The sequence below is a fragment of the Pseudomonas khavaziana genome, assembly GCF_036704165.1.
Classification (GTDB): Bacteria; Pseudomonadota; Gammaproteobacteria; order Pseudomonadales; family Pseudomonadaceae; genus Aquipseudomonas; species Aquipseudomonas khavaziana.
The window spans coordinates 1249248-1271112 of sequence record NZ_CP129946.1; the positions used below are offsets into that span (position 1 = coordinate 1249248).

A 21865-nucleotide genomic window follows, 5' to 3' on the forward strand; every position below is an offset into this window, starting at 1 on the left:
AACCCATTCGGCAAGCCTTCTTTTTCAAACCCCCGTCACGGACGCTTGGCACGGTAGATGCGAAAACCATTGCCCTCGGCCTTGATCGCGCAAATGCCCAGATGCTCTTCGATCAACGGCTGATACTTGAGAAAACTGTTGGCAACCAATCGAAGTTCGCCGCCTTTTGCCAGATGTTTGGCCGCTTTTCGCAGCAGGTTTTCCGTGGCGAAGTAATCCGTGTGCACCCCGACATGGAACGGCGGGTTGCTCAAGATTGCGTTCAAACCCATGGGCGCCGCGTCGATGCCGTCACCGGTCAACACCTCGGCTTCCAGCCCGTTTGCGGCCAGGGTCAGGCGGCTGCTGGCGGCGGCGAAGGCATCCACATCCAGCATCGTCACCGTGTTATGCGGGTAGCGACGCTTGACCGCCGCGCCGAGTACACCGGCACCGCAACCGAAATCGAGCAAATGCCCGCTGGGCAGTTTATCCAGATGCTCCAGCAACAGCTGGGTGCCGCGGTCCAGGCGCCCGTGGCTGAACACACCCGGCAAGCTCACCACCTTTAACGGACCTTCGGCCAGCGGCACATCGAAGACCTGCGCCAGGCTCTCCAACTCCACGGCTTGCGGAGCATTGGCCACGGTGACCTGCCACAACTGGCAATGCCGCGCGTTATCCAGCTTGCGCGGCTTGCCGAAGGGCAGCATCTGTTTGGCGGCACTTTCGATACCGCCTTTTTTCTCCCCCACCAGAAACAGCTCGGCACCCGGCAGGCGCGCGGCCACGGCGTTGAGCAGGTAGTCGGTGAGATCCTTGGACTTGGGCAGGAAGATCACCGCCGCATCAAACGTACGCTCGGGCGCATTCACGCCGAACTGGCTGCGCTCGGGGAAGCGCGCCTCCAGTGCCGCCTGGTCGCCGGCATGCCAGCACCAGCCGTGGGCGTTGGGCAGGCGCCCGAGCAAATCGTCGGCGGGCAAACCTACCAGCAGCAGGTTGCCTTGAAAAAGTTCGGCCTGGCGAAGCAGTACTTCACTGCGCGGATCCATGGTCTGCTCCTTGAAAAGGGGCGCAGTTTATCAAGTGACGACGCGCAGCGGGGTGCCGCTGAAAAAGCCCCGGGCGTTTTCCGTCAGTTGCCCGACGATACGTTGCCGCGCTTCACGACTGCCCCAGGCGTTGTGAGGCGTGACGATCAAGCGTGGGATGTCATCGGCCAGCAGCGGATTGCCATTGACCGGCGGCTCGACACTCAGCACGTCGGTTGCGGCGCCGCCCAGATGCCCGCTGCGCAGTGCATCGGCCAGGGCCTGTTCATTGATCAAGCCACCGCGTGCGGTGTTGACGACAAACGCACCGGGCTTGAGCAGGGCCAATTCACGGGCGCCGATAAAGTCGCGGGTGTGTTCGTTGAGTGGGCAGTGCAGGGTCAGCGCATCGACCTGGGCGAGCAGCTCATCCAGCGGCACGCGGTCGACGCGGGCAGGGCGCCCGGGTATTGCGCCGAGCAGCACGCGCATACCGAAGGCTTCGGCCAGGCGCGCCACGGCGCCGCCTAACTCGCCATGGCCGAGCAGGCCGAGGGTTTTACCTTCCAGTTCGACAATCGGATGGTCCAGTAGGCAGAACTGTTTGGCCTGCTGCCATTTGCCGGCGGCCACATCCTGTTGATAGTCCTTCAAGCGCGTCGCCAGGTTGAGCAACAGCATGATCGTGTGCTGCGCCACCGACGGCGTGCCATAACCCTGGCAGTTGCTCACGCTGATGCCGTGGGCGCGTGCGGCTTCGAGATCGACGTTGTTAGTGCCGGTGGCCGATACCAGGATCAGTTTGAGCTCAGGGCACGCCGCCAGGGTTTGCGCTGTGAGCGGAATTTTGTTGCTGATCGCGACTTGAGCGCCCTGCAGGCGTTCCACCACGTTCTGCGGCGTGGTCTGCTCAAACAGCTGCAACTCGCTGAAGCAGTCACGCAAACCGCTCAGATCAAGGTCGCCCAAGTCCAGGGAGGGGTGATCGAGGAAGACGGCGCGGCGATTGTTCATGATCAACTGTACCTTTTGCGGCGAGGTTCGAAGGCGTAATCTGCCGAGCCTATCAGATGAAATAATCAGTTACTTAATGGAGTGAGCATGTACGTCGCCGAGTTTTTGACCGTAGCCTTGATTCACTTGCTGGCGGTGGCCAGCCCCGGCCCGGATTTCGCCGTGGTGGTCCGTGAAAGCGTGACCCACGGGCGCCGCGCCGGAACCTGGACGGCCCTAGGCGTCGGCACAGCGATTTTCGTGCATGTAGGTTATTCGTTGCTGGGCATTGGCTTGATCGTGTCCCAGTCCATCGTGTTGTTCAACGCATTGAAATGGGCGGCGGCGGCGTACCTGCTGTATATCGGCTTCAAGGCTTTGCGCGCCCAGCCGGCCAAGCCTGCCGCCGAGGGTGAGTTGCACCGAGAAGCGGGCGAGCGCACCCCGCGGGGTGCGTTTACCGCAGGCTTTGTGACCAACGGCCTGAACCCCAAGGCTACATTGTTCTTCCTCTCGCTGTTCACCGTGGTGATCAACCCCCATACGCCCCTGGCGGTACAGGCTGGTTATGGCGTGTACCTGGCGGTGGCGACGGCGTTGTGGTTTTGCCTGGTGGCCATGCTGTTCAGCCAGCAGCGCGTACGCGCCGGGTTTGCGCGCATGGGGCATTGGTTTGATCGGACCATGGGCGCGGTGCTGATTGCGATTGGGGTGAAGTTGGCGTTTACCAGCATGAAGTAACGCTTCCAACTTAAGCGGGCACGGTCAAATGTGGGAGGGGGCTTGCTCCCGATAGCAGAGTGTCAGTCAGTCTATGTATGGCTGACACGCCGCCATCGGGAGCAAGCCCCCTCCCACATCTGGCATTTGCTCAGGTCTGCAAATCATTCCTTTGGCTGATTTGGCTGAAACATAAGCCCTCTACAGTGCAAGTCTTCAAGCCAAGACCGTGCAGTCATTAAAGGGATTCGTATGTTGCAGACCCGAGTTATCCCGCCCGCCGAAGGCGCGTACCAATACCCGCTGTTGATCAAACGCCTGCTGATGTCCGGGACGCGCTACGAGAAGACCCGCGAAATCATCTACCGCGACAAGCTGCGCTATACCTACCCAACGCTGATCGAGCGCGTTGCGCGCCTGGCCAATGTGTTGACCGAAGCGGGGGTCAAGGCCGGTGACACCGTGGCTGTAATGGACTGGGACAGCCACCGTTACCTGGAATGCATGTTCGCCATCCCGATGATCGGCGCGGTGATCCACACCATCAACGTGCGCCTGTCGCCGGAACAGATTCTCTACACCATGAACCACGCCGAAGACCGCTTCGTGCTGGTCAACAGTGAGTTTGCGGGGCTCTACCAGGCCATCGCCGGGCAGTTGACCACGGTCGACAAGACCTTGTTGATTACCGATGGTGACACCAAGACCTGCGAGCTACCCAATCTGGTGGGTGAGTACGAAACCCTGTTGGCCGCTGCCAGCCCCAAGTACGACTTCGAGGATTTCGACGAAAATTCCGTCGCCACCACCTTCTACACCACCGGCACCACCGGTAACCCAAAGGGTGTGTACTTCACCCATCGCCAATTGGTGCTGCACACCATCGGTGTGGCGACGATCATGGGCAGTGTCGACAGCGTGCGCCTGTTGGGCACCAACGACGTGTATATGCCGATCACGCCAATGTTTCACGTACACGCGTGGGGCCTGCCCTATGTGGCGACCATGCTTGGCTTGAAGCAGGTCTACCCCGGGCGCTACGACCCTGAATACCTGGTGGAGCTGTGGCGCAAGGAGAAGGTCACGTTTTCCCACTGCGTGCCGACCATTCTGCAAATGGTGCTCAACGCCAAGGCCGCCCAGGGTGTGGATTTTGGCGGTTGGAAAATCGTTATCGGCGGTAGTGCCCTTAACCGCTCGTTGTACGAAGCGGCCAAGGCCCGAGGCATTCAACTGACCGCCGCGTACGGCATGTCCGAGACCGGGCCGCTGGTGTCCTGCGCCCACCTCAATGCCGAACTGATGGCTGGCAGCGAAGACGAGCGCACCACGTATCGCATCAAGGCCGGCGTGCCCGGACCGTTGGTGGAGGCGGCGATCATGGATACGAACGGCAACTTCCTGCCTGCCGACGGCGAAACCCAGGGCGAGCTGGTACTGCGTGCGCCCTGGCTCACCGAGGGCTATTACAACGAGCCTCAAAAGGGTGCCGAGCTATGGGCCGGCGGCTGGATGCACACCGGCGACGTCGCCACGCTGGATGCGTTCGGCGTGATCGATATCCGCGACCGCATCAAGGATGTGATCAAGACCGGTGGCGAATGGATCTCGTCCCTGGCTCTCGAAGACTTGGTCAGCCGCCACCCGGCGGTTCGCGAAGTCGCAGTGGTGGGCATTGCCGACCCGCAATGGGGCGAACGCCCATTCGCCTTGTTGGTGGTGCATGAGGGCCATGTGATTGGTGCACGAGAGCTCAAGGAGCATCTCAAGCCTTTCGTCGAACTGGGGCATTTGAGCAAGTGGGCGATCCCGAGCCAGATCGCCGTTGTTACTGAAATTCCCAAGACCAGCGTAGGAAAGCTCGACAAAAAACGTATCCGTATCGACATCATCGAATGGCAGGCCAACAACAGCACATTCCTGTCTACACTCTAATGCTCCTCGCCGCGCCCGTTCGGGCGCGGCAACGCTCTATCTTGCGGCTTTACTTGTGATTTACCGAATTTCAGCCATCCTTCTCGCGCCGGCCTTCGCCGGCGTGGCGAAAGGGTTGTGGCAGACGGCTTGGTGATGCAAATCACACTTTAGAGGGATCAAGCGATACCTACCGCTGGCTATAGTCCCTTTCAGAGTTTTTCAAGGATGTTGTGCTTCGGGCCATGGGGGCCCGGTTGTCGTGCGGCATTGGAATCGTTGTATTCCGGCCGTTACATGCATCCAGCCGCAGAACTCACTGCCATAACAATAAAATGCACATGGAGTAGCGTCGATGACCTCAGTAAACCAGTTCTGGCGCCGGGCAAGACTGCCCCTGGCCGTCAGTCTCGCTTCTACGCTCGCCGGGCCCGCATTCGGCGTCAGTTTCAACATTGGTGAAATCGAAGGGAGTTTTGATTCGTCGCTTTCCGTCGGGGCAAGCTGGTCCACGGCCAAGCCCAACCGCGACCTGATCGGTGCCAACAACGGTGGCAAGGGCTTGTCCCAGACCTCCGATGACGGTCACTTGAACTTCAAGCGCGGCGAGACGTTCTCGAAGATCTTCAAGGGTATCCACGACCTGGAACTGAAGTACGGCGACACCGGTGTGTTTGTGCGTGGCAAGTACTGGTACGACTTTGAACTCAAGGACGAAAGCCGTCAGTTCAAGGACATCAGCGACAACAACCGCAAGGAAGGCGCCAAGTCTTCGGGCGGGCAGATCCTCGATGCGTTCGTCTACCACAACTACTCGATTGCCGATGCGCCGGGTTCGGTGCGTTTTGGCAAGCAAGTGGTGAGCTGGGGCGAAAGTACCTTCATCGGCGGTGGCATCAACTCCATCAACCCGATCGACGTGTCGGCGTTCCGTCGTCCGGGCGCCGAGATCAAGGAAGGCTTGATCCCGGTCAACATGTTCTATGTGTCCCAGACGCTCACTGACAACCTGTCGGCCGAGGCGTTCTACCAGCTGGAGTGGGACCAGACCGTCACCGATAACTGCGGCACTTTCTTCTCGCAGCCGGACGTGATCTCCGATGGTTGCAGCAATAACCTGCGGGTACTGAACAAGCGCTCGACCATACCGGCCGCAGCCTTGCCGACCTTGGGTGCCCTGGGTGTGGACGTCAACAGCGAGGGCGTGCTGGTGCGCCGTGGGCCGGACCGTGACGCACGGGACAGCGGCCAGTTCGGCGTGGCCATGCACTACAACTTCGAGCCGCTGGACACCGAGTTCGGCGCCTACTTCATGAACTACCACAGCCGTGCGCCGATCTTCAGTGCACAGGGTGCGCCATCGGCGGCCTATACCCGTCCTTTGGGCCCGCTGGGTGCATTGCGTCCGCTGATCGTGGCCGGCAGTTCGAACTACTTCGTCGAGTATCCTGAAGATATCCGCCTGTATGGCTTGAGCTTCTCCACCACGCTGCCTACAGGCACCGCCTGGAGCGGTGAGTTGAGCTACCGCCCCAATGCGCCGGTGCAATTGAGCACCACTGACATTCTGTTTGCCGGTGTCACGCCGATTCCGGGCTTTGGCAATGCTTCCGTGCTCAAGGGTTCGCCCGGCCAGGATCTGCATGGCTACAACCGCAAGGAAGTCACCCAGTTCCAGACCACCTTTACGCACTTCTTCGACCAGGTCATGGGCGCCAGCCGCCTGACCACGGTTGGTGAAATCGGCGTGACCCATGTTGGCGGCCTGGAAAGCAAATCCCAGGCGCGTTATGGCCGCGATCCAGTGTTCGGCCCAGGCACCTTGCCGGGTGGCTTCTGTGCCGCGCTTAACAACTCCACCGCCAACGGCGCCGGTCTGCCCAACGCTGCCGGCCTGAACACCAACTGCAACAACGACGGCTACACCACCGCAACCTCCTGGGGCTACCGCGCCCGTGCCATCTGGGAATACCCGGACGTGTTCGCCGGCGTCAACCTCAAGCCCAACGTGGCCTGGTCCCATGACGTCAAGGGTTACTCGCCAGGTCCTGGCGGTAACTTCGAAGAAGGTCGCAAGGCGGTCAGCCTGGGCCTGGATGCCGAATACCAGAACACCTACACCGCGAGCCTGGCCTACACCAACTTCTTTGGTGGCAAGTTCAGCACTGTGGATGACCGCGACTTCGTCGCCTTGAGTTTCGGCGCCAACTTCTAAGCACACTCTTTTCAAGTGGCATGTATTCAGGAAGACCAGAGTATGAAAATAACTAAAAGTCTGTTGCACGTGGGTGTGCTTGGGCTGTCGATCCTGGCGAGCAACGTCATGGCCGCAGTCTCGGCGGATGAAGCCGCCAAGCTCGGCACGACCCTGACCCCGATGGGCGCCGAGATGGCGGGCAACGCGGCTGGCACCATTCCTAAATGGTCACCACTGCCCACCAATGCCGGCGCCGTGGATGCCAAGGGGTTCCTGGCCAACCCATACGCCAGTGAACAACCGCAGTTCACCATCACCGCGCAGAACGTCGAGCAGTACAAGGACAAGCTGGCCCCCGGGCAGTACGCAATGTTCAAGCGTTACCCGGACAGCTTCAAGATGCCGGTGTACCCGACCCATCGCGGTGCCACCGTGCCGGCTGATGTATTTGCCTCGATCAAGAAGAACGCTACCACCACCAACCTGGTGTCCGGCGGCAACGGCCTGGAAAACTTCGAGACCGCCGTACCCTTCCCGATTCCAAAAAGTGGCGTCGAAGTCATCTGGAACCACATCACCCGTTATCGCGGCGGCAGCGTGACCCGTCTGGTCACCCAAGCCACCCCGCAAACCAACGGTTCCTACAGCCTGGTGTACTTCCGCGACCAGTTCGTGTTCCGCGACAAAATGAAGGACTTCGACCCGAAAAACCCGGGCAACGTGCTGTTCTACTTCAAGCAGCAAGTCACCGCGCCGGCCCGCCTGGCCGGTGGTGTACTGCTGGTGCACGAAACCCTGGACCAGGTGAAGGAGCCGCGTTCGGCGTGGGTTTACAACGCCGGCCAGCGCCGCGTGCGCCGGGCGCCACAAGTGTCCTACGACGGGCCGGGTACTGCCGCTGACGGCCTGCGTACGTCCGACAACCTCGACATGTACAACGGTGCGCCGGATCGCTACGACTGGAAGCTGGAAGGCAAGAAAGAAATCTACATCGCCTCCAACAGCTACAAGATCGACGATCCCAAGCTCAAGTACGCCGACATCATCAAGGCCGGCCACATCAACCAGGACCTGACCCGCTATGAGCTGCGCCGTGTCTGGCACGTGGTCGCCACCTTGAAGGAAGGCCAGCGCCACATCTACGCCAAGCGTGACTTCTTCATCGACGAAGACACCTGGCAAGCGGCGGTGATCGACCACTACGACGGTCGCGGCCAACTGTGGCGCGTCGCCGAAGCCCATGCCGAGAACTATTACGACAAGCAAGTGCCGTGGTACGCCCTGGAAACCCTCTACGACCTGCAGTCCGGCCGTTACCTGGCCCTGGGCATGAAGAACGAAGAGAAGCAGGCCTATGACTTCGGCTTCACCGCCACCACCAGCGACTTCACCCCGGCAGCCCTGCGCCAGGATGGTGTTCGCTAACCTGTAGGAGCGAGCTTGCTCGCGAAGGTCGTCAACGATAACGCGCCCATCCTGGATGGGCGCGTTGTTTTTGAGTGCTTCGCGAGCAAGCTCGCTCCTACTTCTTCCCAGGAGTCTGGGCGAGATATTTTTTGTCGCAGTTCTTTTTCAGCCAATTGTTGCAAAGATCTACAATCCCGCCGCTTTTACCGCTAGTCTGCGGACATCTGCAATGCCGACAACAGCCTTCTACAAGAGCCCGGCGATGACTGATCTGTCCCGAATCCAAGGGCCTGCCAGCGTGGTGATGCCGACCCTGGAAGGCCGTTTCTATAGGCCCCCGCTACCTGACGGCTACGTGCTGCGCCCGCGCCTGTGCGAACGCCTGAATGCCGGCCTGGACGGGCGACTGTTGCTGGTCTGCGCCCCTGCGGGGTTCGGCAAGAGTTCGTTGGCGGTGGAGTTCTGCCAGGGCCTGCCGGCCCATTGGCAAAGCCTGTGGCTGGGCCTAAGCCCACGTGACAACGACCCCGGCCGCTTCCTTGAGCGACTGCTGGATGGCTTGCAGCAATATTTTCCACAACTGGGTGCCCAGTCCCTGGGTTTGCTGAAAATGCGCCAGCGCCATCAACCCTTTGCCTTTGAAGAGTGGCTCGATGGCCTGCTCGACGAGCTGGCGGTGCACCTGTCCATGCGTTCGCCTTTACTGCTGGTGCTGGATGACTACCACCTGGCCCAGGGCCCGGTGCTGGATCGCTGCCTGCAGTTTTTCCTCAATCATTTGCCCGATGGCCTGGTGGTACTGGTTACCAGTCGGCAGCGCCCCGACTGGCACCTGGCGCGCCTGCGCCTGTCGCGGCACTTGCTGGAACTGCATGAGCAAGACCTGCGCCTGACCCATGACGAATCCCTGGCCGTGCTGGATGGGCACAGCAGTGCACTGCGCGGCGAGGCGTTGGAAAACCTGATCCGCCGTAGCGAGGGTTGGGTCGCCGGGCTGCGCTTCTGGCTGCTGGCGGCCTCCGAAGCTGGCAGTGACGGCGCCTTGCCCCAGAGCCTGCACGGTGGCGAAGGGCTTATTCGCGATTATTTGCTCGAAGAAGTCATCGATTGCCTGCCCGTGGAGGTGCAAGGGTTCTTGTACGACACGGCCTCCCAGGAGCGCTTTTGCAGCGAGTTGTGCGACGCGGTGCGTGAAGCCCATGACAGCGCAGAAATCCTGCGTTATCTGCAGGCTCACCAGGTATTTCTGGTGCCGCTGGATGAGCAAGGCCATTGGTACCGTTATCACCATCTGTTTTCCGACCTGCTGCGTACCCGCCGCGAGAAGAGCGCGACCTTGCCGCCGGCCAGCTTGCACTTGCGCGCCTGCCGTTGGTTCAACGCCCAAGGCTTGATCGACGAAGCGGTGGAGCAGGCGCTGCGGGCCGGTCACCTGGATGTGGCGGCGAACCTGGTGCAGAACCTGTCCGAAGAGCAGCTGCTGGCGGAGCAGAATGTCGGCATGCTGCTGCGCTGGAAGATGGACTTGCCCGACAGCCTGCTGATCAGCACACCGCGCTTGATCGTGCTGTATAGCTGGGCACTGGGGCTGGCGTGCCAATTGGATGCGGCGCAGGAGCTGTCCAGCTACCTCAGCCGCTTCCTGCCGGCGCCATCGGCCACCGCGCAGAAATCCATGCTGGCCCAATGGCTGGCACTGAGCGGGATCATTGCCCGTGGGCGCGGGGACCGCGAGCTGACCCAGCGCTATTGCAACGAGGCCTTGGAAAGCCTGCCGCAAAAGCGCTACGGCCAGCGCCTGATGTGCCTGTCGACCCTTTCCAACCTGGCCATAGTCGATGCCGACCTGTGGCGCGCCCGGGGCCTGAACCGCGAATCCCTGGAACTGGCGCAGCGCGTCGGTAACCCACTGTTTGAAGCCTTGGCCCATTACGACCGGGCCCGGGTGTTGCAGGCGCGGGGCGAGATCCTGCGCTCCCTGGACGAAGTACGCCAGGGCCTGGAGCGCCTGCACGGCCTGGCGCCCCAACGGCTGTACGCCGTGCGCGCGCGGTTATCGCTTTACGAAGGCTACCTGCTGCTGGCGCGTTACCAACCCGAAGCCGGCCTTGTGCGCTTGCGCGCCGGCCTGGCCGAAGCCCGCGCCTGCCGAGACATCAGCGTGCTGATCGGGCATTGCGTGATCGCCAACTTCGAAGGCCGGCGCGGCGATTTTTCCAATGCCTTTGCCGAGCTGGCCGAGGCCGAGCGCTTGATGCATATCTGGGACGTGCCGCCGATCTATTACCTGGCGATGATCACCCTGATCAAATGCGAATTGTGGCTGGCCCAGGGGCGCACTGACTTGGCCGATGCCTGGCTGGCCCGGCTCGGGCAGACCTACAACGGCGAGCACGCCGCAGCCGCTCCGGAGTTTCATCCGCATTTGCCGCAGCATATCGAGCTGCAACAAGCTGCCCTGGATGCCACGCGCCATCAGCCAGACATTGCACTGCAACGCCTCGAACGACTGGCGCAACAGGCCCATGACAGTGGGCGCCAGATGATTGCCCTGATGGCCCTGACCCAGCAGGTGCAGCTCCTGCTGGAGTGTGGCCAGGAGGCCAAGGCCAGGACGGTATTGGCTCGCGCACTTGAAGCTGGCGCGGGCGGCGCGCTACAGCCGTTTCAGCGGTTGCTGGAGGGTCACCCGGACTGGATGCGCGAGCAGTTGGGCAAGGAGGCCCAGGGCCTGCTGAACCAGAGCTTGCTGGCGCTGCTGCCTCAAGCTCGAGTGGTCGAAACCTCGCCTCATCAAGAAACCCTGAGCACGCGGGAACTGGCGGTGTTGCAACTGATTGCCCAAGGCTGTTCGAACCAGGAAATCAGCAACCAGCTGTTTATCTCCCTGCACACGGTGAAGACCCACGCCAGCCATATCAACAGCAAGCTCGGCGTGGAGCGCCGAACCCAGGCGGTGGCGCGAGCCAAGTCCATGGGCCTGCTGGCCTGAGTGCATCGCCCGTTTATTGCACGGCGGGGCAGCCTTTGAGTGACGTGTCGACCGTCTGATTGATCAACGCCGCGAAACGCTTGAGGTTGTTCTGGTGCGCCAACACCAGCTCGTCGATGCTCGGCCCTGCAGGTGACTGCAAGGTGCTGCGACAAGTCAGGGCCGGGTGATCGCCGTTGACCTGCCGCAGGCGCCAGCGCACGTCGAGCAACGCGTACTGCCCGGGGACCGAGTCAAAACGCTGTACTTCAACGCGCAAAGCCACAGCCTGCTGCGGATTGCTGTTGGCCAACTGATCCACCAACGCGCTCCTCAGTTCGTCGGCGAGGCTGGCAGCCCACCACTGGGTTTCAAGAATCGCCAACCCACTGTCGCCCTGGCGCACCACTATCTGCGCGCGGTCAACCTGGGGCGGCACACTGATGCTGTCAATGCGCACGCCGCCGGCATCCGCTCGTGAGCTGTTGCTCCAGTGCGCCGGGGTCAGGGTGTGGAAGGCAATGGGTTCACTGCGACACGCTGCGAGCAGCAGCAGGGAGGTCAGCAACGTGATCTTCAACGGCAGCGTCATGGCGGCTCCAATGGTCATTTGCGCGGTGGTCCTTGCAGGTCGGTCGGCGCGGCGTTATCGGGACGACCGCGAATCAGCGACTCTGGATGCCGGCCAAGGTAATCCGAGAGTTCTCGCAAGGAGCGCGACATGCGCGCCAATTCATCCAGGGTCTGGGTCAGTTGTTCACGCTGCGGCGAGTCTTCGGCCAGGGTAGAACTGGCTGATTGGAGGGTCTTGCTCACGTCGGCCAGTGTCGTTTGAACACCCGGCAGCGTCTTGGCGTTGAATTGCGCCAGCCCCTTGCGCAGTTCGACCAGGCTGGCGTCGAGGTTGCCGGCGATGCGCTCGACAGGCAGTTGGCTAAGCTTGTTGACGATGCCTTCGAGCTTCTCCTGCAACTGTTCCAGGTTGCCGGGGATCGTGGGAATGCCAACCGGACGTTGGTTGGGGTCAAAGGCGACTTTCTCGGCTTTGGGGTAGAAGTCCAGGGCAATGTACAACTGGCCGGTCAGCAAGTTACCGCTGCGAGCCTGGGCGCGCAGGCCGTTTTCGATGAAGCTGCCGATCAGGCGCACGCCAGCCGCCTCATCGTCAGGGTTATTGTTCATGGCCTTGAGCAGTTTGGTGTGGGCTTCGCCGAGCAGTTGCGGATAGATCACGATGCCGACATTGACCGGGAAGCTGCGTTTCTTCGTATCGAAATCCAGGTTGATCGACACCACTTTACCGAACTCGACGCCGAGGAACTCCACCGGCGCGCCGACTTTCAACCCGCGCAGAGCCTGGTCAAAGCGCAGGACCATGTATTGCCCCTTGCCATTGGGCGGGGCGAGGGCGCTTTGCTGGTCTTCGAACAATTCAAAACCGCGGTTTTCCTCGGCTGGCTTATCGTTGGGGTTGTAGGGTGGGGCCTGGAAGGAGATTCCGCCCATCAACATGGACGACACGGATTCGGTCTTCAACGCAAAGCCATTGGCGCCGACGCTCAAATCGATACCGCTGGCATTCCAGAAGCGGGTGTTCTCGGTGACATACAGGTCATTGGGCGCATGCACGAAAATTTCGATATTCACGCCCTTGCCTTCGCTGTCCAGCTCATAGGCCACCACCTGGCCCACGGGGATTTTGCGGTAATAGACCGGGGAGCCGATATCCAGCGACCCCAGGCCCTGGGTATGCAGGGTAAAGCGCTTGCCTGGCTCGCCGTAGGTGATGGGCGGCGGATTTTCCAGGCCTGTGAACTGTTTGGCGCGGGTTTCGGATTGGCCGATGTCTGCGCCGATGTAGTCACCGGAAAGCAGGGTGTCGATACCGGATACGCCGCCTGCGCCGATACGTGGGCGCACCACCCAGTACTTGGAATCTTCGCGGGTGAAACTTTCCGCCTGCCTGGACAACTCGACGGTGGCGTTGACGCTTTTCTGGTCATCGCTCAATGCGACGCCTGTGACTTGGCCAATCACCACGTTGCGGTATTTGACTTCGGTCTTGTTGGCGACCAGACCACTGCCGGTCTTGAAGTTGAGGGTGATGGTCGGGCCTTGTTGCATGACGCTGTGGATTACCAGCGAGATGCCCACCAGCACAGCGACAATCGGCACGATCCACACCAGTGAAACGCTGAAGCGACGCGTTTTGATCGCAGGTTTGCCTGCCGGGGTGTCAACGTCGTGTGGCGTCATCCGAACGCTCCTCATAGTGTGGGTTTCCCCAGATAAGCCGTGGGTCGAAACTCATGGCCGCGAGCATGGTAAACACCACCACCAAACCAAAAAACAGAATGCCCAGGCGCGGCTCGATCGTGCCCAGGGCCTGGAACTTCACCAGCGCGGCCACCAGTGCGACCACGATCACATCGAGCATCGACCAGTAGCCGATCAGCTCGATAAACCGAAACAGCTTGGAGCGCTCCTTGCGCGCCCACAGGCTGTTGCGCTGCACGGTGACCAGCAACAGTGCCAGTGACACGAACTTGATGCCCGGCACCGCGATGCTGGCGATGAAAATGATCAGGGCAATGTCCCAGGCGCCATGCTGCCAGAACTCCAGCACGCCGCTCATAATGGTGCTGTCTGCCCCCGAGCCGAGCATGGTGGTGTTCATCACCGGCAGTAAATTGGCCGGTACATAAAAGGCGAGGGCGGTGAGCATATAGGCCCAGGTTCGGGTCAGGGACTGAACCTTGCGCCGGTGCAAGGGCGCGCCGCAGCGGTCGCACTCGGTGGGCTCTTGAAGCATGTCGCAGGCCTGGCCGCAGGTGTGGCACAGGCACAGGTTGAGCTCGCGGGCGGTGGGCGGTGAGTTCATACGGTGTCCCACAGGTCGCGCACATCGCGCCCGGCAATGCGGATCAGCAACAGGCTGAGGGCGGCCAGGGCAAACAGGCCGGTGCCGGGAATCACATCCAGCATACCGGCCAGCTTGAACACCGCGACCATCGCACCCAGCAGGCAGACTTCCAGCATGCTCCAGGGCCTGAGGGCTTCCAGCCAGCGCATGCACAGCTTGAACGCCGGCGAGCGCCGGCCGGCCAGGGCGAAGCTCAATACCCAGATCAGCAACAGCAGTTGAAACACCGGCGCGATGATGATGGAAATCGCCGCCACCAACGCAATAAACGTGATGGGCCCCAGGCTCAACGCCACCACCGAATCCCAGAGCGTCGCGCTGTTTTTCAAGCCCTGCAGACTGATGCTCATCACCGGGTAAAAGTTGGCGAAGGTCCACAACACCGCTGCGGTTACCGTCAGGGCCAGGCGTTGTTGCACCGTCAGGCCGTTATGGCGCTGCAGTACGCCCGCGCAGCGTACGCACAGGGCGGTTTGATGTTTGGCGAGCGTGACTTTTTCGTACACGCAGTCGCAGTGTTCGCAGATGACCTGTTGTTGATTCGCCATACGTCTTGCTCCAAACGCGACACGCTGCGGTCCTGGCTGTTGCTGGGTTCGATGGCGCTTGAGTAGCTTAGCATCTGATGCAACGCAAATTCGATGCCTTCCAGATCTGGGGCAAGGTCAACCATACTGTGTCTGGAATGCCATAGAGCTTGCAGGAACACCCCCATGCACAACCAGAAAAGCCCGTTGATGCGCGAAACTTTCCCCGTCGGCCCGTTGCAGTGTAACTGCACCATCATCGGTGACCCGATCAGCAAAAAAGCCATTGTGGTCGACCCGGGCGGCAACCCTGAGTTGATCCTGGCGCGTCTAGATGCCCTGGGCCTCCAGGTGGTGAGCATTATCCACACCCATGCCCATCTGGATCACTTCCTGGCCTCCGGGCAGTTGAAGGAGAAGACCGGCGCGACGCTGCACCTGCATAAAGAAGATCAATTCCTCTGGGATAACCTGGAAATGCAGTGCCAGATGTTTCGCGTGCCCTATGTCCCGGTGCCGTCGCCGGACCGCTGGCTGGAAGATGACGAGGAACTGGCCTGCGGTTGTGGCGTGGCTTTGCACACACCAGGGCACACGCCGGGTTCGATGAGTTTCTGGTTTGCCGATGCCAAGTTGCTGATTGCCGGTGACACCTTGTTCCGGCGCGGCGTGGGGCGCACCGATTTATGGGGCGGCGACCAGGCGACAATCGTGCGTTCGATCAAGCAGCGCCTGTATACGCTGGACGAAGGCGCGACGGTGGTCACCGGTCATGGGCCGGACACCCGCCTGGGCGACGAGATGCGGGAAAATCCCTTCGTGCGCGCTTGATGGTCGATGAGTCTGACAAGCGCTGCAGTAAAAACCCAGGTCGTTTTCTGCCTGCGTCTGCTACGGTTCCTGTAGCGGTGACATTGGCTAACCTTTTGTTACAGCATGGGCGGCGACCACGGAATTTTTACCGCTGGTCGTGTTCCAAACTCGGCACAGGTCCATTGCCAATGTCCTCTGCATCTCAGAATGCAAAAGTAGGAGCTTCCCTTCATGTTTACTCCGCGTCGTCTGCTTGTTGTCGCTACCGCCGTAGCCCTGTTGTCTGGCTGCGCTTCACCTAATCCATATGACGGCAGCCAGGGACAGGCCAGCAATGGTTCCGAAAGCGGTATGAGCAAGACCGCCAAGTACGGCGGCCTGGGTGCGCTGGCCGGCGCGTTGGCTGGTGCGGCCATCGACCATAACAACCGTGGCAAGGGCGCGCTGATTGGCGCAGTCGTCGCGGGTGCCGGCGCCGCTGGTTATGGTTACTACGCCGACCAGCAAGAGAAAAAACTGCGCGAAAGCATGGCCAACACCGGGGTCGAAGTGCAGCGCCAGGGCGACCAGATCAAGCTGATCATGCCGGGCAACATTACCTTCGCCACCAACTCGGACGCTATCTCCAGCAGCTTCTACCAGCCGCTGAACAACCTGGCCAACTCCCTCAAGCAGTTCAACCAGAACACCATCCAGATCGTCGGCTACACCGACAGTACCGGCAGCCGCCAGTTGAACATGGACCTGTCCCAACGTCGTGCCCAGAGCGTGGCCAACTACCTGACTTCCCAGGGCGTCAGCGCTGCCAACCTGAGCGCCCGCGGTGCCGGCCCGGATAACCCGATTGCCAGCAACGCCGACGTGAATGGACGTGCCCAGAACCGTCGCGTAGAGGTCAACCTCGGCCCTATCCCCGGCCAGCAGTACGGTCAGCCGGGCCAGCAACAGCAGGTGCCACAGCAGAACAACCAGTTCCAGGGCAATCCATACCAGCAGTACCAATAAACCCTGCTCACTAAAAAGGGCGCCGTGCAGTCAATGCACGGCGCCCTTTTTTGTGGCCCCCTACATCAATCGATGTATTCGAACACCTTGACGATCTTCTGCACACCGGACACACCCTGCACCAGGTTGGCGGCACGGGTGGCTTCGGCCTGGGTCAGCAGGCCCATCATGTAGACGATGCCGTTATCGGTGACGATCTTGATCCGCGAGCCCGGCACTGCGCTGTCGGTGAGCATCTGCGCCTTGATCTTGGTGGTCAGCAAGGCATCGTTGCTGATGGCCAGCAGGGTGATAGGGTCCATGACCTGCAACTCGTTGTGGACCTTCTTGACCCGCTGCACCCCCGCGGCGGCTTGCTCGGCCTGGGCCTTGAGGTCGGCGCGGGGTGTTTGCCCTGCCAGCAGGACGACACCGTTGAAACTGGTCACCACGATGCGCGATGCACCGTTGCCCAGGTCGGTGGCGGCCTTGGCGACGTTGACCTTGACCTTGGTTTCGATCAGCGAATCATCGATGGTGCTGCCGAATGTGCGCGTGCCCCTGTCGTCCTGGATGGGGGTGTCCCGTGTGGCGGTGATTGCCGAGCTGCAGCCGCTGATGGCTAGGCACAGCGTAATGGCCATAAGGCTGAGGCGGTTAACGGTCATTCTTCACTCCCGAACAGTTGGCTGTCGATCAGATCGCACAGGCAGTGGATCGCCAGCAGGTGGACTTCCTGGATGCGTGCAGTGACATTGGCCGGGACGCGAATCTCCACGTCCTCGGGCAACAGCAGCGAAGCCATGCCGCCGCCGTCGCGTCCGGTCAAGGCTACGACAATCATTTCGCGATCATGTGCGGCCTGGATCGCTTGAATAATATTCGCCGAGTTGCCGCTGGTGGAAATCGCCAACAACACATCGCCCGGTTGGCCGAGGGCGCGGATCTGCTTGGAGAAGATTTCGTTGTAGCTGTAGTCGTTGGCGATCGAGGTGATCGTCGACGAATCGGTGGTCAAGGCAATGGCCGGCAGGCTCGGGCGCTCACGCTCAAAGCGATTGAGCAGCTCGGAAGAAAAATGCTGGGCATCGCCAGCCGAACCACCGTTGCCGCACGAAAGCATTTTGCCTTCGTTGAGCAGGGCGTTGACCATGACCTGACTGGCTTGCTCGATGTGCGGTGCAAGTACGTCCATCGCCTGTTGCTTGGTGTCGATGCTGGCCTGGAAAAGCTGGCGAATTCGGGATTGCATGTCCATCTGTGTGACCTTAAGTAGCGCGGCTGTTTAGCACAGGTAATGTGCAGCCCGCAAAGCAAAGAGCAAAAGTGTGGGGTGAAGGTGCCGGGTGGGTCAGCTGTCGAAGGCATTCTTGAGCCAGTTCAAATCAGCGGGACCCGACGGTGTGCTTTCCATGGCTACCACATCGAAACGGCAGGGGCTGTCAGCCCAGCGATGCTCTTTTTGCAGGAAGAACTGCGCAGCGAGTATCAGCTTCTGACGCTTGCGCCCATCGATACTGGCGAGCGCGCCACCCCATTGTGCGTGTTTTCTATAGCGGACTTCGACAAATACTACTGTATCGCCGTCAAGCATGACCAGATCAAGCTCGCCGCGTTTACACAACCAGTTCTGCGCCAAAAGGCGCAGACCCTGTTGTTGCAGGTATTTCAGTGCCTGGCGTTCGGCATCCTTGCCGCTTTGTGCGCTGGACCGCTCGGGCATCAGCGCGGGGTATCTGGAAGGCGCTGGATGTCGCCGCCGACGAATTTCGCCCATGGCATCTGACGATCAACGCGCTGGTTGGCGCTGATGCCCAGGTTGCCCGAGAGGCCGTCGACACGGGTGTCCGGCAGCGCCTTGAGCTGGCCCAGGCGTGGCGCCAGGCGGTAGGCATCGACGCCCATCGCGTACAGGCGACCCAGGCTGCCATTGGCCTGTGGCCATTGCGCGGCCACCTGGTTGCGCAGCGGGTCGGTGGTATTAAGCAGCCAAGGGGTTTCGCAGAACATCACGTTGGTCATGTCCAGGTACTGGTTGCGGTCACCGCTGGCGCTGAATACGTGGGAGGTCGCGTATACCGGCACATCACCGGCGTACTGGAAGTTCAGGGTCGGCTTGATCTGCTGGGCCAGTTGCGGGGTGACGGCCAGGAAGATGAACTCGATGTCCTGGCGACGCGAAGGCTGGGCGGCAACGTCGGTGCCGACAGTGCTTTGCAGGCTCTTGGCACGGCCTTCACTTTTGCGCAGCTGAAACAGATCGGCGATCTGCTGGGCCAGTGCCACGGGCTGATCGACATATTCGACACCCATGACGGTGCCGCCATTGGCTTCCCAATCCTGGCGGAAGGCCTTGTAGACACGCTCGCCCCATTCGCCACGGGGCACCATGGCGGCGGCGCGATGCAGGCCATCGGCGCGGGCACGACGCGACACTTCACGGGCTTCGTCTTCAGCGGCCAGGCCGAACTGGAACAGTTGGGCCGGGCCTTGATCGGTCTCGCTGTAGTTCAGCGCCAGGGTAGTGATCGGCAATTGCGGGCGTGCACTGAGCTGCTTGACCAGTGGTTTTTCCAGCGGGCCAACCACCAATTGCACGCCGGCGGCCTGGGCCTTGGCGTAGAAGTCGTCGAGGGAGGTCATGCGCGAGCTGTCGTAGAACTCAATGACCGGCGCCTTCTGCCCGGCCTGCTCGGCCTGATAGTGAGCGGCCATGAAGCCTTCGCGCAGCGCCTTGCCGACCGAAGCCAACGGGCCCTCCTGTGGTAGCAGCACGGCAATCTTGTTCAAGGGCTGGCTGGCCAGTTCCTTGAGTTTGGTCAGCGGCGTGGGCAGTTGCACCGCGGCCGGGTGGCCGGGGTTCTGTGTGCGCCAGGTATCGATGGCCGTCTGCTGTTGCTCCAGGGTGCCGGCGCCCTTGACCGCCTGGGCCAGGGTAATCCAGCCGTCCAGCGTCGGGTTGCCGGTGGCTTGCAGTTGGTCGGCCGGCAGCGCGGCAATCAATGCCCAGATGGCTTCGTGGTTGCTTGCAGCGGCATCCCCGGTGAGCAGCGGCGCCATGGCCACCCGCTCGCGAGCAGCGGCGAGGGTCTGGCCATCGGCTTCATAGGCGCGGGCATGCACGGTGCCGGTGCGGACCTGCTGGTCTGCCGGCAGCTCCTTCAGGCTTTGCAGGCTGGGGTGGTTCAGCGCCGCCAATGCCGCCTTGGGCTGGTTGCGCGTCATTGCCATTTCGGCGGCCAGGGTGCTGGCGAATACTTGAGCGGCCGGCTTCAGGACATCCAGGGGCACCTGCGCAAGAATCTGCGACGAGCGTGCAGGGTTGTTCTGCTGGTAGGCCAGGTCAGCCGCACTCAGGCGCAGCATGGCGGCCTTTTCTGGCGTCTTGGCGTTCGTTGCCTGTTCGAGCAGTTGCTCGATACTGGCATCCGGAGTCCGTGGAAGGTCGCCAAGGCTGGACGAGGGCGAGCTGGCGCAAGCGGCCAGCAAGGCAGCGAGGCAGAGGGCGGAGAGCAGCCGCAGGCAAGCGATCATGTAAGTGTTCCTGATACCGATCAAATTAGCGTGGAAGTGTACCCAAGCACTGGCCCAGGCGCGACGTTAGTGGCGTGAAACAATCGATTTAGGTCGTGCAAATGTTGCGATCAACTAATGGTGGCTGAATCGACATCCACCGTGATGGCATATTTTCAAGGCGTCTACGCGCTACAATATTGCTTTTGCCAACCATCGAGGTGTGCGTTTTGACTGCTCCAGGTCCATTGAATTCCACTGCAGGCTCGCTTTTTGTCGTGGCGACGCCCATTGGCAACCTGGACGACATCAGTGCGCGGGCGCTGAAAGTGTTGCGCGAGGTTAAATTGGTCGCGGCCGAAGACACGCGGCACTCCCAGCGGTTGATGCAGCATTTTGGAATCAGCACGCCATTAGCGGCATGCCACGAGCACAACGAGCGTGAAGAAGGCAGCCGTTTCATCACGCGCCTGCTGGCCGGCGATGACGTGGCATTGATCTCCGATGCGGGTACGCCCTTGATTTCCGATCCGGGTTATCACTTGGTTCGCCAGGCACGCGCCGCTGGTATCAATGTAGTGCCTGTTCCGGGAGCGTGCGCGCTGATCGCTGCATTATCTGCCGCTGGGCTGCCATCGGACCGCTTTATCTTTGAAGGCTTCTTGCCGGCCAAGGCGGTGGGGCGTCGTGCACGCCTGCAAGCGTTGAAGGAAGAGCCGCGCACTCTTATCTTCTACGAAGCCCCGCACCGTATCCTGGAATGCCTGCAGGACATGGAGCTGGTGTTTGGCGGTGAGCGCCTGGCGCTGTTGGCCCGGGAGCTGACCAAGACCTTTGAGACCCTCAAGGGCTTACCGCTGGAAGAGCTTCGCGCATTTGTCGAAGGCGACAGCAATCAGCAGCGCGGTGAGTGCGTGGTGCTGGTGGCGGGGTGGACGGCGCCGGAAAATGAAGATGCGGTGGGGAGCGAGGCGATGCGCATCCTCGATTTGCTGCTCAAGGAAATGCCGCTCAAGCGTGCCGCGGCCTTGGCGGCGGAAATTACCGGGGTGCGCAAAAATGTGTTGTACCAGGTGGCGCTGGATAAGCAGAAAGCCGAATAGTTCCGGGGGCGAACCTGTATTGCGTCTGAACGTGATGGCACCGCGGTACTTTTAATACTTGTCCTGAGGCCGCCGTGCCGTTAACCTGCGCGGCGGAGAGTCGATTGGACAGTCGCTGCCCTCTATGAAAATTAGGGGGGGGAGGAAAGTCCGGGCTCCATAGGGCGAAGTGCCAGGTAATGCCTGGGAGGCGTGAGCCTACGGAAAGTGCCACAGAAAATAACCGCCTAAGCACTTCGGTGCCGGTAAGGGTGAAAAGGTGCGGTAAGAGCGCACCGCACGACTGGCAACAGTTCGTGGCTAGGTAAACCCCACTTGGAGCAAGACCAAATAGGGTCCCAAGGCGTGGCCCGCGCTGGGACCGGGTAGGTTGCTAAAGATGTCCAGTGATGGCCATCGTAGACGAATGACTGTTCAAGACAGAACCCGGCTTACAGATCGACTCTCCACCTTTTTTCCCTGCGTTCGAATCTCGTGCGCAAACCCGGTAGTAACGCAAGAATCCCTCCCTGCCAAATCATTGGCAGATGCATCTTCGTAATACCAAAAAAATCTTACTCTTAATAAATTACTTTAACTTTAGGTCGTAGCTCTATGAGCTATTTGGCGTTGTTGAGTCAAAAACATCGTCAAACTCTCGTTTCTCCTCCTTTTACCTTCCTAAATCTCCGTTCTGTAAGGCTTTTCCTTGAATACGCGCCTTGACGGTGTGGTAGGCGCATTCCTATAGTGTGCGCAAGTGGCGGAAAGTGGCACAAAGTGGGTTTTTTGAACGTAAAACGCTAAA

General features: G+C 60.8%; 18 protein-coding genes and 1 other RNA gene. 9 read left to right on the top strand and 10 right to left on the bottom strand.

The genetic code is table 11. The features are described 5' to 3' along the window. Nucleotides 1-35 precede the first annotated feature (35 nt). The gene (locus tag QYQ93_RS05530) at nt 36-1034 is read right to left on the bottom strand and encodes a class I SAM-dependent methyltransferase (protein ID WP_043050782.1); all 999 of its coding nucleotides are present in this window, start codon (nt 1032-1034) and stop codon (nt 36-38) included. 30 nt (nt 1035-1064) lie between these two features. Further along, nucleotides 1065-2030 carry a 2-hydroxyacid dehydrogenase gene (locus QYQ93_RS05535; RefSeq protein WP_043050785.1) on the bottom strand — a complete coding sequence of 322 codons (966 nt, stop codon included), beginning with the start codon at nt 2028-2030 and terminating at the stop codon, nt 1065-1067. An 84-nt stretch (nt 2031-2114) separates the two neighbouring features. Between QYQ93_RS05535 and QYQ93_RS05540 the strand changes: the two genes are divergently transcribed. The 5 genes from QYQ93_RS05540 to QYQ93_RS05560 all read left to right on the top strand — a co-directional run bounded on the left by QYQ93_RS05540 (nt 2115) and on the right by QYQ93_RS05560 (nt 11236). After that, nucleotides 2115-2747 (top strand): LysE family translocator, encoded by a 633-nt coding sequence (locus QYQ93_RS05540; RefSeq protein ID WP_005784901.1) that lies wholly within the window; start codon nt 2115-2117, stop codon nt 2745-2747. A gap of 231 nt (nt 2748-2978) precedes the next feature. Further along, nucleotides 2979-4661: a fatty acid--CoA ligase gene (locus QYQ93_RS05545; protein WP_057021539.1), complete on the top strand. Its 1683-nt coding sequence runs from the start codon at nt 2979-2981 to the stop codon at nt 4659-4661. 334 nt (nt 4662-4995) lie between these two features. After that, the gene (locus QYQ93_RS05550; RefSeq protein WP_043050530.1) at nt 4996-6855 is read left to right on the top strand and encodes a DUF1302 domain-containing protein; all 1860 of its coding nucleotides are present in this window, start codon (nt 4996-4998) and stop codon (nt 6853-6855) included. Nucleotides 6856-6897: 42 nt separating this feature from the next. Continuing rightward, a complete protein-coding gene (locus tag QYQ93_RS05555; RefSeq protein ID WP_043050531.1) occupies nt 6898-8262 on the top strand; it encodes a DUF1329 domain-containing protein in 1365 nt (454 codons plus the stop codon). Nucleotides 8263-8506: 244 nt separating this feature from the next. Beyond that, a complete protein-coding gene (locus QYQ93_RS05560) occupies nt 8507-11236 on the top strand; it encodes a LuxR C-terminal-related transcriptional regulator (RefSeq protein ID WP_338476486.1) in 2730 nt (909 codons plus the stop codon). Between the two features lie 13 nt (nt 11237-11249). Here the strand turns inward: QYQ93_RS05560 and QYQ93_RS05565 are convergent, their stop codons facing one another. The 4 genes from QYQ93_RS05565 to QYQ93_RS05580 are packed head-to-tail and all read right to left on the bottom strand — an operon-like array spanning nt 11250 to nt 14686. Then, nucleotides 11250-11807, bottom strand: coding sequence for a PqiC family protein (locus tag QYQ93_RS05565; RefSeq protein WP_422394053.1), 558 nt, complete (start codon nt 11805-11807; stop codon nt 11250-11252). A 14-nt stretch (nt 11808-11821) separates the two neighbouring features. Further along, nucleotides 11822-13471: an intermembrane transport protein PqiB gene (locus QYQ93_RS05570; protein WP_043050533.1), complete on the bottom strand. Its 1650-nt coding sequence runs from the start codon at nt 13469-13471 to the stop codon at nt 11822-11824. Then, nucleotides 13452-14096 carry a paraquat-inducible protein A gene (locus QYQ93_RS05575; RefSeq protein WP_043050534.1) on the bottom strand — a complete coding sequence of 215 codons (645 nt, stop codon included), beginning with the start codon at nt 14094-14096 and terminating at the stop codon, nt 13452-13454. The genes QYQ93_RS05570 and QYQ93_RS05575 overlap by 20 nt, the downstream gene beginning before the upstream one ends. After that, entirely contained in the window at nt 14093-14686 is a 594-nt protein-coding gene (locus QYQ93_RS05580) for a paraquat-inducible protein A (RefSeq protein ID WP_043050535.1), read from the bottom strand. Before QYQ93_RS05580 ends, QYQ93_RS05575 begins: the two co-directional genes overlap by 4 nt. A gap of 165 nt (nt 14687-14851) precedes the next feature. On the opposite strand from QYQ93_RS05580, the gene QYQ93_RS05585 reads away from it, so the two are divergent. Together QYQ93_RS05585 and QYQ93_RS05590 are read left to right on the top strand one after the other, a co-directional pair. After that, complete coding sequence (locus QYQ93_RS05585; RefSeq protein WP_338476488.1) at nt 14852-15496, top strand: MBL fold metallo-hydrolase; 645 nt, start codon at nt 14852-14854, stop codon at nt 15494-15496. Nucleotides 15497-15709: 213 nt separating this feature from the next. Further along, nucleotides 15710-16483 (top strand): OmpA family protein, encoded by a 774-nt coding sequence (locus QYQ93_RS05590; protein WP_043050537.1) that lies wholly within the window; start codon nt 15710-15712, stop codon nt 16481-16483. A 65-nt stretch (nt 16484-16548) separates the two neighbouring features. Here QYQ93_RS05590 and QYQ93_RS05595 read toward each other — a convergent pair whose 3' ends face one another. From QYQ93_RS05595 to QYQ93_RS05610, 4 genes are all read right to left on the bottom strand, one after another. After that, nucleotides 16549-17130 (bottom strand): BON domain-containing protein, encoded by a 582-nt coding sequence (locus QYQ93_RS05595; RefSeq protein ID WP_043050538.1) that lies wholly within the window; start codon nt 17128-17130, stop codon nt 16549-16551. Beyond that, nucleotides 17127-17720, bottom strand: coding sequence for a phosphoheptose isomerase (locus QYQ93_RS05600; protein ID WP_007904374.1), 594 nt, complete (start codon nt 17718-17720; stop codon nt 17127-17129). The genes QYQ93_RS05595 and QYQ93_RS05600 overlap by 4 nt, the downstream gene beginning before the upstream one ends. A 93-nt stretch (nt 17721-17813) precedes the next feature. Beyond that, nucleotides 17814-18185 (bottom strand): YraN family protein, encoded by a 372-nt coding sequence (locus QYQ93_RS05605; RefSeq protein ID WP_043050539.1) that lies wholly within the window; start codon nt 18183-18185, stop codon nt 17814-17816. After that, nucleotides 18185-19996, bottom strand: coding sequence for a penicillin-binding protein activator (locus QYQ93_RS05610; RefSeq protein ID WP_338476489.1), 1812 nt, complete (start codon nt 19994-19996; stop codon nt 18185-18187). The genes QYQ93_RS05605 and QYQ93_RS05610 overlap by 1 nt, the downstream gene beginning before the upstream one ends. Before the next feature lie 209 nt (nt 19997-20205). Here QYQ93_RS05610 and rsmI point away from each other — a divergent pair, with 209 nt between their 5' ends. Beyond that, the gene (rsmI, locus tag QYQ93_RS05615; RefSeq protein ID WP_043050541.1) at nt 20206-21078 is read left to right on the top strand and encodes a 16S rRNA (cytidine(1402)-2'-O)-methyltransferase; all 873 of its coding nucleotides are present in this window, start codon (nt 20206-20208) and stop codon (nt 21076-21078) included. A 96-nt stretch (nt 21079-21174) separates the two neighbouring features. After that, nucleotides 21175-21528: RNase P RNA component class A (gene rnpB, locus QYQ93_RS05620), an RNA gene on the top strand. Nucleotides 21529-21865 lie beyond the last annotated feature (337 nt).

What these genes read in the sequence shown, in the direction of transcription:
- QYQ93_RS05530 (WP_043050782.1), bottom strand. Translation starts at nt 1,034, where the DNA reads ATGGATCCGCGCAGTGAAGTACTGCTTCGCCAGGCCGAACTTTTTCAA.
- QYQ93_RS05540 (WP_005784901.1), top strand. Translation starts at nt 2,115, where the DNA reads ATGTACGTCGCCGAGTTTTTGACCGTAGCCTTGATTCACTTGCTGGCG.
- QYQ93_RS05545 (WP_057021539.1), top strand. Translation starts at nt 2,979, where the DNA reads ATGTTGCAGACCCGAGTTATCCCGCCCGCCGAAGGCGCGTACCAATAC.
- QYQ93_RS05550 (WP_043050530.1), top strand. Translation starts at nt 4,996, where the DNA reads ATGACCTCAGTAAACCAGTTCTGGCGCCGGGCAAGACTGCCCCTGGCC.
- QYQ93_RS05555 (WP_043050531.1), top strand. Translation starts at nt 6,898, where the DNA reads ATGAAAATAACTAAAAGTCTGTTGCACGTGGGTGTGCTTGGGCTGTCG.
- QYQ93_RS05560 (WP_338476486.1), top strand. Translation starts at nt 8,507, where the DNA reads ATGACTGATCTGTCCCGAATCCAAGGGCCTGCCAGCGTGGTGATGCCG.
- QYQ93_RS05565 (WP_422394053.1), bottom strand. Translation starts at nt 11,807, where the DNA reads ATGACGCTGCCGTTGAAGATCACGTTGCTGACCTCCCTGCTGCTGCTC.
- QYQ93_RS05570 (WP_043050533.1), bottom strand. Translation starts at nt 13,471, where the DNA reads ATGACGCCACACGACGTTGACACCCCGGCAGGCAAACCTGCGATCAAA.
- QYQ93_RS05575 (WP_043050534.1), bottom strand. Translation starts at nt 14,096, where the DNA reads ATGAACTCACCGCCCACCGCCCGCGAGCTCAACCTGTGCCTGTGCCAC.
- QYQ93_RS05580 (WP_043050535.1), bottom strand. Translation starts at nt 14,686, where the DNA reads ATGGCGAATCAACAACAGGTCATCTGCGAACACTGCGACTGCGTGTAC.
- QYQ93_RS05585 (WP_338476488.1), top strand. Translation starts at nt 14,852, where the DNA reads ATGCACAACCAGAAAAGCCCGTTGATGCGCGAAACTTTCCCCGTCGGC.
- QYQ93_RS05590 (WP_043050537.1), top strand. Translation starts at nt 15,710, where the DNA reads ATGTTTACTCCGCGTCGTCTGCTTGTTGTCGCTACCGCCGTAGCCCTG.
- QYQ93_RS05595 (WP_043050538.1), bottom strand. Translation starts at nt 17,130, where the DNA reads ATGACCGTTAACCGCCTCAGCCTTATGGCCATTACGCTGTGCCTAGCC.
- QYQ93_RS05600 (WP_007904374.1), bottom strand. Translation starts at nt 17,720, where the DNA reads ATGGACATGCAATCCCGAATTCGCCAGCTTTTCCAGGCCAGCATCGAC.
- QYQ93_RS05605 (WP_043050539.1), bottom strand. Translation starts at nt 18,185, where the DNA reads ATGCCCGAGCGGTCCAGCGCACAAAGCGGCAAGGATGCCGAACGCCAG.
- QYQ93_RS05610 (WP_338476489.1), bottom strand. Translation starts at nt 19,996, where the DNA reads ATGATCGCTTGCCTGCGGCTGCTCTCCGCCCTCTGCCTCGCTGCCTTG.